Here is a 6909-nt window from a genome sequence, read left to right as displayed (position 1 = left end):
TGGCATTACGTCACGTTCTGAATCGACGAGAACTCACACCTTGTCTTCAATCAACAACAATCCAAAGATTGCCACCGAGAAAACAGGTGTAGTCTCTTGTTAAAACGTGACCGCCAAAGTCTCTTTCATAAGGAACCGAAGTTCCCCACGAGCTCCGCCGCCCACGTTTCTCTTTCTCTATATTCAATTGTCAAAAAACCGACGAACGCACCGTCCGTCAAACCGTTTCCACAAAGCCCAGAACTCTCGTCCCGAACCCCTCAATCAGCACCAAGCCAACCAGGAAACTCTAGAGCGAAGGTCGTCGTCGCCAGCAGCGCCGCCGCCCTCGTCAGTGATCGGGCTTATAGACCCCTCACATCCGACACGTCAACAGGGATTTTCATGGGCCCGACATAAATCTCACAACACATTGAAATTAAACGGTATTTCTATCCACAGGCAGCAGCAGCCACTTACCGCCCGGTTAAACGGGCGGAAATCGATCGGCACGGGATGAATTAACCGGCCTTGGCCTCGTCGTTCCCGCGCAACAGACGGATCAGCGCCGAAAAATCCTCGCCGCCGTGGCCGAGTTTCTCGAACATCGAATAGAGCTGTGCGGCCTGCGCGCCCATCGGCGTCGTCGCACCAGCGGCACTCGCTGCCTGCTGCGATAGCTTCAGGTCCTTCAGCATCAGGCTTGCGGCAAAGCCCGGCTTATACTCGTTGTTGGCGGGCGAGGTCGGAACCGGGCCCGGCACCGGGCAATAGGTCGTCAGCGACCAGCACTGGCCGGACGACGTAGAAGCCACGTCAAACAGTGCCTGGTGCGACAGGCCGAGACGCTCGGCCAGCACGAAAGCTTCGCAGACACCGGCCATGGAAATGCCGAGGATCATGTTGTTGCAGATCTTCGCCGCCTGACCGGCGCCCCCACCTCCGCAATGGACGATTTTCTTGCCCATGGCGTCGAGCAGCGGCTTGCCGCGCGAAAAAGCCTCGTCGCTGCCGCCGACCATGAAGGTCAAGGTGCCAGCCGCAGCACCACCGGTGCCACCGGAAACCGGTGCGTCGAGCGAGGGGCAGCCGATCTTTTCGGCGAGCATATGAGCTTTCCGGGCGCTATCGACGTCTATGGTCGAACTGTCGATCAGGAGCGTGCCCGGATCGACGAAGCCGAGAAGTTCATCCCAGACGTAGAGGACATGTGCGCCGGCCGGCAGCATGGTGATGACGCATTCAGCACCGCGCACCGCATGTGCTATCGAGCCGGCGACGGAAACGCCGGTCTTCGCCGCGGCGTTGCGCGAAGCCTCAGACAGGTCGAAGCCTGTGACCGCGTGTCCCGCCTTCACCAGATTGGCGGCCATCGGACCGCCCATATTGCCGAGCCCGATAAAGGCGATCTTCGTCATGTCATTCCTCCTCGCATTGAAACTCGGCCAAAACCGAACTGCGCCCCATCCTCAGGCGCTAGAACAGTGGCGGGTGATCTTTGCGCGCAAATCGCGCGAGCCTATCGGGCGTCACGTCGGCAAGTCCAACCGACCATTTCGGATTGCGGTCCTTGTCGATCACAGCGGCACGCACGCCCTCGTAGAAATCGGGATTGGCGAGCATGCCGAGCGTCGCAGAGTATTCGCGCTCAAGGCATTCGTTCAGCGAAGCACTGCGGCGGCCGGCGCGCAGGAGATCGAGCGTCAGCTTCATGCTGAGCGCGGAACGGGAGTTCAAGAGCGCGAGCGTCTCCCTGGCAAAATCGGAACCATCGGCTTCGAGCGCCGCTAGGATCTCTTCGATCGTATCGAAGGCAAAGCAACGGTCAATCAGGGCAAGATGGCCTTGAAGCGCCGTTGCCGGAGCTTCCGAAGCATGCCTGGCAATCACGCCGTCGACATCCGCGCTGCCCGCGCTCGGCGCAAGTGCGGCGAGATCAGCGATCAAGGCTTCCAGCTTGTCCGCAGCGACAAAACTGTCCGCGAGCCGCGCAAGGATCGCGTCGGCAGCAACGATGTCCCGGCCGGTGAGACCGAGATAGGTGCCGAATTCACCGGGCGCCTTCGGCAAAAGCCAGGTGGCCCCGACATCCGGGAAGTAGCCGATGCCGGTTTCGGGCATTGCAAGCCTGGTGCGCTCGGTAACGATCCTATGGCTGCCGTGGGCGGAGATTCCGACGCCACCGCCCATGACGATGCCGTCCATGATGGCGATATAGGGCCTACGGTAGCCGGAGATGCGGCTGTTGACGACGAACTCCTCGCGCCAGAACTGGGCGCCCTCCTCCGGGCGCTCGCGGCCGCTCTCATAGATCATTCGGATATCACCGCCGGCGCAAAGCCCGCGCTCGCCCTCGCCGGTGACAAGCACGGCAGCGACCGCCGGATCGTTCTCGAATTCGGTCAGGGCCGCCGCGATTAACCGGATCATCGGCACGTTGAGGCTGTTCAGCGCGCGCGTGCGGTTCAACCGGATCCGGCCGACCGCGCCCTGGCGCTCGACGATCACTTCCGGTGCTGGCGTCTGCATTTCCATGAGCGGTCTTTCCCGTTTCTGGCCTATTTCCGGCCGATAAGCGAACGCGCCACGATGAGGCGCATGATCTCGTTGGTGCCTTCCAGGATCTGGTGCACCCGAAGGTCCCTGACAATCTTCTCGACACCATAATCGGCGAGATAGCCATAGCCGCCATGAAGCTGCAGCGCGTCGTTGGCGACGGCGAAGCAGCGGTCGGTGACGAAGCGCTTGGCCATGGCGCAGAGCTTCGTCGCTTCCGGGTCGCCCGCATCGAGCGCCGAAGCGGCACGCCAAAGGAAAGTGCGGGCGATTTCGAGATCGGTCGCCATGTCGGCGAGACGGAACTGTAGCGCCTGGAATTCGCCGATCGCCTTGCCAAAGGCGCGCCGCTCCTGAACGTAGGCCAGCGCCCTTTCGAAGGCCGATTGAGCACCGCCGAGCGACGCGGCGGCGATGTTCAAGCGACCGCCATCGAGCCCGCCCATGGCGATCTTGAAGCCGTCGCCTTCGCCGCCGAGGCGATTTTCAGCGGGTACGCGCACGCCGTCGAGCATGACGGCGCGGGTGGGCTGCACGTGCCAGCCCATCTTCTTCTCGTTGGCGCCGAAGGTCAGGCCCGGCGCATCCTTCTCGACGATGAAGGTCGAGATCCCCTTGGGGCCGTCTTCGCCGGTGCGCGCCATGATCACATAGAGGCCGGATTCACCGGCGCCGGAGATGAACTGTTTCTGGCCGGTCAGCACATAGCTGTCGCCGTCCTTGACCGCCTTTGTCTTCAGCGCCGCCGCATCCGAACCGGAACCGGGCTCGGTCAGGCAGTAGCTCGCGAGCACGTCCATGGTCAAAAGCTTGGGCAGCAGCCGCTGGCGCTGCTCGTTGGTGCCATAACGGTCGATCATGCCGGCGCACATATTGTGGATCGACATGAAGGAGGCGACGGCGGGGCAGCCGGTCGCCAACGCCTCGATGATGATCGCAGCGTCTAGCCGGGTCAGGCCCGTGCCGCCGACATCGTCACGGACGTAGATGCCGGCCATGCCGAGTGCGGCGGCGCCGCGCAACGTGTCGACCGGAAAATGCTTCTGCTGATCCCAGTCGATCGCGTGAGGGGCAATCTCGTCGCGGGCGAAATCGAGCGCCATCTGACGAATGGCCTCCTGTTCCTCCGACAGGCGAAAATCCATATGCATGTCCTCCCTGACCGCATAGTCGAGCAATTAAGGCCTAGTTACACCAAACCTCCGGCAGGCCCATATGCAACTTCTCACAGGGTCTGTTCAAAAATGAACAGACAAGCCCAATCAGCTCTCACTTAGACGATACGGCAGAGCGCCGCGTAAGTCATGATCCACAATCAGGCGACGCTTCAATGGCGGTACGGCCCGGCTGGCGCATTTCGTGCGCTCGCAGATGCGACAGGAAATACCGATCGGGTCGAAGGCGGCGCGGTTGCCGAGATCCATGTCGTCGGCATAGACGAAAGCATCGGCGTAGGAGATCTCGCAGCCGAGCGCCAGCGCATAACGCGGCTGCGCGGCGCGGAAACCGCCGCCACCCTTGGTGATCTGGGTGGCGAGACAGAGGTAGCGCACGCCGTCAGGCGTTTCGGCGAGTTGCCGGATGATCCTGCCCGGAGTCTCGAAGGCCTGGTGCACGTTCCAGAGGGGACAGGCGGCACCGAAGCGGGCGAATTGCAGCTTCGCGGCGCTATGGCGCTTGGTGATGTTGCCGGCGCGATCGATGCGGGCAAAGAAGATCGGAATGCCTTTCTGCCCCGGCCGTTGCAGGGTCGAAAGGCGGTGACAGACCTGCTCCAATGACGCGCCGAAACGGGCGGCGAGCAGCTCGATATCGTGCCGCAAGTCGCGGGCGGCTTTTGAGAACGCCTGATAGGGCAAGATGAGCGCACCGGCGAAATAGTTCTGCAGGCCGATGCGACAGATCTCATAGGCCTCTTCCGTGCGGAAACCGGCGCTGCCGGCCACCCGGTCGATCTCCTCGCGGGCATGAAGCTGGGCGATCTGCAGGGCGATCTGAAAGTCGCGCGTCGCTGGCGGCGCGTAAGGATTGAGCGTCAGGATACGGGCACGCGGATCGAAGCGACGGATCGCCTCGTCGCCGGCAGCACCGCGCACAACACGGACGCCATGGCGCTGCTCCAGATAGCTTGCAAGCGCTGCATGATTGTCGCCTTCGCCGAGCCCGAGTTCGCTCGCCAGCCGCTCCGCGAGTATATCAATCTCGTGGATGTAGTTGTCGACGAAATGGAAGAAGTCGCGCACTTCCTCATAGGGCGTCGTTTCGACGAAGGGGCCGCCGCGGCCGATGGTGTCGTCGATGCTCGCAAGCTGTTCGCTGTTGCGGCGGTAGGCCTGGTGGCAGGTGATCAGTGCATGCGCCAGGCCTGGCGCGTTCTGGGCAACGAGCTTCAGCTCCTGCAGGCTCGCCGAATAGGTCTCGAACAGGGGGTCGCTGAGCGCTTCCGATAGCGCCGAAAGCAGGCGATCGCCCTCCCCGGTCGAAAGCTCGGCGATGTCGATCTGGAATTTTTCGGCGAGCGCCAAAAGCACCGCCGCCGAAACCGGCCGCTGGTTGTTTTCGATCTGGTTGAGATAGCTGGTGGAAATACCGATGCGTTCAGCGAACTGACCTTGTGTCGCCTTGTTCGCTTCCCGCAATTCCCTGACCTTGCGGCCGATGTAGAGCTTGCCGATCGCCATGTTTGCAACTTTGCAATTTACGTTTCACAAAATACTCTATTTCACATTTGCACATGAAGAGACGTTTTTCCATGCCGTCTTCGACGCTATTGCGAAGCTCGAAGCGCCTCTGCACAATCGTTGAAAAAGCCGGGCATCAAAAAATCGGGAGGGCACCATGCGCGCCATACTAGAACAGGTCGAAGCCCGCAGGGCGGAAGCAAGAGCCGGCGGCGGCCAGCGGCGGATCGATGCCCAGCACGGCAAAGGCAAGCTGACGGCGCGCGAACGCATCGTGGTGCTGCTCGATGAAGGCTCCTTCGAAGAATACGACATGTACGTCACGCACCGCTGCGTCGACTTCGGCATGGAAGGCCAGAAGGTCGCGGGCGACGGCGTCGTCACCGGCTGGGGCACAATCAATGGCCGCCAGGTCTATGTCTTCTCCCAGGACTTTACGGTGCTCGGCGGTTCGCTGTCGGAAACGCATGCGCAGAAGATCTGCAAGATCATGGATATGGCTGTACGCAACGGCGCGCCGGTCATCGGCCTCAACGACTCGGGCGGCGCCCGCATCCAGGAAGGCGTGGCCTCCCTTGCCGGCTATGCCGAGGTCTTCCGCCGCAATGCCGAAGCCTCGGGCGTCATCCCGCAGATCTCGGTCATCATGGGGCCCTGCGCTGGCGGCGCCGTCTATTCGCCGGCCATGACCGACTTCATCTTCATGGTGCGTGACTCCTCCTACATGTTCGTAACCGGGCCCGACGTCGTAAAGACCGTGACCAACGAGATCGTCACGGCCGAAGAACTCGGCGGTGCGGGCACGCACACGAAAAAGTCCTCCGTCGCCGACGCGGCCTACGAGAACGACATCGAAACGCTTGAGCACGTGCGCCTGCTCTTCGATTTCCTGCCGCTCAACAACCGAGAGAAGCCGCCGGTCCGTCCCTTCCACGACGACCCGGCGCGGCTCGAAATGCGTTTGGACAGCCTGATCCCCGATAGCGCCACCAAGCCCTACGACATGAAGGAACTGATCCTTGCGCTCGCCGACGAAGGTGATTTCTTCGAGCTGCAGCAGAGCTTTGCCCGCAACATCATCACCGGCTTCATCCGCATGGAGGGCCAGACAGTCGGCGTCGTCGCCAACCAGCCGATGGTGCTTGCCGGCTGCCTCGATATCGACAGCTCGCGCAAGGCCGCGCGTTTCGTACGCTTCTGCGACGCCTTCTCGATCCCGATCCTGACGTTGGTCGACGTGCCCGGCTTCCTGCCTGGCACGGCGCAGGAGTATGGCGGCGTCATCAAGCACGGCGCCAAGCTGCTCTTCGCCTATAGCCAAGCGACCGTGCCAATGGTGACGCTGATCACCCGCAAGGCCTATGGGGGCGCCTACGACGTCATGGCCTCCAAGCACATCGGCGCCGACGTCAACTATGCCTGGCCGACCGCCGAGATCGCCGTGATGGGCGCCAAGGGCGCAACCGAGATCCTCTACCGCTCGGAACTCGGCGATGCCGAGAAGATTGCGGCGCGCACCAAAGAATACGAGGAGCGCTTCGCCAATCCGTTCGTCGCCGCCGAGCGTGGCTTCATCGACGAAGTGATCATGCCGCATTCGTCGCGTCGCCGCATCGCTCGTGCCTTCGCATCCTTGCGCAACAAGCAGGTCGATGTCCGCTGGCGCAAGCACGACACGATCCCGCTCTGATGG

General features: G+C 62.1%; 5 protein-coding genes. 1 reads left to right on the top strand and 4 read right to left on the bottom strand.

Translation table 11 applies throughout. From position 1 onward, the window contains the following. Positions 1-500: 500 nt before the first annotated feature. The 4 genes from mmsB to IB272_RS31850 form a co-directional block, all read right to left on the bottom strand. Positions 501-1397, bottom strand: coding sequence for a 3-hydroxyisobutyrate dehydrogenase (gene mmsB, locus IB272_RS31865; protein WP_034800108.1), 897 nt, complete (start codon positions 1395-1397; stop codon positions 501-503). A gap of 58 nt (positions 1398-1455) precedes the next feature. After that, entirely contained in the window at positions 1456-2514 is a 1059-nt protein-coding gene (locus tag IB272_RS31860; protein WP_113080676.1) for an enoyl-CoA hydratase/isomerase family protein, read from the bottom strand. Between the two features lie 23 nt (positions 2515-2537). Next, the gene (locus tag IB272_RS31855; protein ID WP_162731945.1) at positions 2538-3680 is read right to left on the bottom strand and encodes an isobutyryl-CoA dehydrogenase; all 1143 of its coding nucleotides are present in this window, start codon (positions 3678-3680) and stop codon (positions 2538-2540) included. Positions 3681-3797: 117 nt separating this feature from the next. Next, the gene (locus tag IB272_RS31850) at positions 3798-5216 is read right to left on the bottom strand and encodes an XRE family transcriptional regulator (RefSeq protein WP_034800105.1); all 1419 of its coding nucleotides are present in this window, start codon (positions 5214-5216) and stop codon (positions 3798-3800) included. A gap of 157 nt (positions 5217-5373) precedes the next feature. Here IB272_RS31850 and IB272_RS31845 point away from each other — a divergent pair, with 157 nt between their 5' ends. After that, positions 5374-6906: an acyl-CoA carboxylase subunit beta gene (locus tag IB272_RS31845; protein ID WP_034800104.1), complete on the top strand. Its 1533-nt coding sequence runs from the start codon at positions 5374-5376 to the stop codon at positions 6904-6906. The last annotated feature ends 3 nt before the right edge of the window (positions 6907-6909 follow it).

It is taken from the genome of Ensifer sp. ENS08, from assembly GCF_014852195.1.
GTDB classification, from domain to species: Bacteria; Pseudomonadota; Alphaproteobacteria; order Rhizobiales; family Rhizobiaceae; genus Ensifer; species Ensifer adhaerens.
The sequence above is the reverse complement of the archived record's forward strand: the minus strand, read 5'-3'. Positions and strand labels throughout refer to the sequence as shown.